Genomic DNA, 2317 nt, shown 5'->3' with positions numbered 1-2317 from the left:
CACACCACCGCGTCCAACAGACCCTCCAGCTCGCGCCGGCCGGCCCCGACTCCCTCGACGACGACCAGGTCGAGTCCCGCGGGCACCGCGACGGCGCCTGGCCGCTCGCGCGCGACCCAGCCCGGTGCGGCGCTCCCGCGTCGTCGACCACGTCGTCGTGCCGGGGGTGGACGCGCCCGAGGTCGCCGTCGCGGCGCTCCACCGGGTCGCCGACGAGCACGCCGCGTCCGGCTCCGGCGCGCCGCTGCTGCTGCTCGGCAGCGCCGACCGCGCCGTGCGGCTCCTCGTCGAGCAGCGCGCGCACCTCGAGGACCGCTTCGTCCTGCCCTACGTGGGCCGCGACCTGCTCGACCGGATGACCGACAAGGAAGGCTTCGGCGCCGTCTGCGCCGAGCTGGGCATCCCCTCCCCCCGCACCGTCGTCGTCGACGTGCAGCGCGACGCGCGGGCCACCGGCGGACCGGGGGTCGACGTCGGCCGCACCGTCGGCGGCGGGGCGCCGCTCACCTTCCCCGTCATCGCCAAGGCGGCGAGCACCACGGCGTACGCCGGGGTCTCGTTCCCGGGCAAGCAGAAGGTCTTCACCGTGCGCGACGCCGTGGAGCTCGACGACCTCGTCGACGTCCTGGCCCGCGCGGGCTACCGCGGCACCTTCCTCGTGCAGGACCTCGTGCCCGGCGACGACTCCGGCATGCGGATCCTCACCTGCTACAGCGACCGGTCGGCGCGGGTGCGGTTCTCCTCCTTCGGCCGCGTCCTGCTCGAGGAGCACACGCCCGGCGCGCTGGGCAACCCCGCCGGCATCGTCACGGGCGGCGGCGCGGAGGTCGCCGAGCAGGCCCGCCGCCTGCTCGAGCACGTGGGGTGGACGGGCTACGCGAACTTCGACCTCAAGGTCGACCCGCGCGACGGCCGGGCCGTCTTCTTCGAGCTCAACCCCCGCCTCGGGCGCAGCAACTACTACGTGACGGCGAGCGGCCAGAACCCCGTCGAGCTGTACGTGCGCGAGCACCTGCAGGGGCTCGACCCCCTGCCGCCCGGGGCGCCGGAGCTGGCGGACGCCGAGCGCCTCTACACGGTGCTGCCCCCGGCGCTGCTGCTGCGCTACGTCGCCGACCCGGCGCTGCGGGCGCACGTGCGCGGGCTCGTGCGCTCCGGGCGCGCCGTCGACCCGCTGCGCTACGGCCCCGAGCGCGACCCGCGCCGGCTCGCCTACGTGGCGGCCGCGCACCTCAACCAGGTGCGCAAGTACCGCCGCCACTACCCGCTGGAGCGCGCGCGGGAGATCCGGGCCGAGGCCGAGGAGCTCGTGCGGCGGGGAGCGGCGTGAACCCCTCCCCGCACGACCCCGCCCCCGAGGACGTCGCCCCGCACGTCGCCGCCCCCGACGACACCGCCCCCGACACCGCCCCTGACACCGCCCCGGGGCCCCCGGCCGCCGAGCACCCGCTCGTCGGCGTCCTCGGCGGCGTCGGCCCGCTCGCGACGGTGAGCTTCCTCGACGCCGTCGTGCGGCTCACCGAGGCCGAGCGCGACCAGGACCACGTCGACCTCGTCGTCCTCCAGCACGCGACGATCCCCGACCGCACGGCCCACATCCTCGGCGCCTCCGCCGAGGACCCGGGGCCGGTCATGGCCGAGGACGCCCGGCGCCTGGAGCGCTGGGGCGCCGGCTTCGTCGTCGTGCCCTGCAACACGGCGCACCACTACACGGCGCAGATCGCCGCGGCCGTGGACGTCCCGGTCGTGAGCATCGTCGGCGAGACGACGGCGGCCGCCGTGGCGCGGCGGCCCGGGCTGCGCGCCGCCGCGGTGCTGGCGACCGAGGGCACCGTGGCGGCCGGCGTCTACCAGCGCGCCCTCGAGGCCGCCGGCGTGCGCGCCCTCGTGCCGGACGCCGCCGGGCAGGCGGTCGTCACGAGCGCCATCTACGACGGCGTGAAGGCGGGCGCGGCGGTCGACCTGCCGGCCCTGCTCGCCGTCGCCGAGGGCCTCCTCGCGCAGGGGGCGGAGGTGGTCCTCCTCGGCTGCACCGAGCTGTCCGTCGTCGCCGAGGGCGCGGGCCTGCTCGACGACCCGCGCTTCGTCGACTCCCTCGACGCCCTGGCCCGCAGCACGATCACGCGGGCCGGTCACCGGCTGCGCGATCGACGCGCGCCGGCCCCGGCCGCGGCCGGGCGCTAGGCGGTCCTGCGGCGGGCCGCCCAGGGCTCGAGCCACGCCGGGAAGGCCTCGAGGTCGGGCAGGACGACGTCGGCCCCGAGCGCCTCCAGCGCGGCGGGGCCGTGCGCGCCCGTCGCCACCGCCACGGCGGCCG

2 protein-coding genes are annotated in these 2317 nt (G+C 77.8%); both read left to right on the top strand.

From position 1 onward, the window contains the following. The first annotated feature begins 124 nt into the window (after positions 1-124). Entirely contained in the window at positions 125-1330 is a 1206-nt protein-coding gene (locus HLB09_RS20195) for a carboxylate--amine ligase (RefSeq protein WP_171204297.1), read from the top strand. After that, a complete protein-coding gene (gene cuyB / locus HLB09_RS20190; protein WP_171204296.1) occupies positions 1327-2184 on the top strand; it encodes a cysteate racemase in 858 nt (285 codons plus the stop codon). The genes HLB09_RS20195 and cuyB overlap by 4 nt, the downstream gene beginning before the upstream one ends. The last annotated feature ends 133 nt before the right edge of the window (positions 2185-2317 follow it).

The organism is Pseudokineococcus marinus (assembly GCF_013004605.1).
Classification (GTDB): Bacteria; Actinomycetota; Actinomycetes; order Actinomycetales; family Quadrisphaeraceae; genus Pseudokineococcus; species Pseudokineococcus marinus.
Note: the sequence above shows the minus strand (reverse complement) of the source record. Positions and strands in the feature narration are given on the sequence as shown.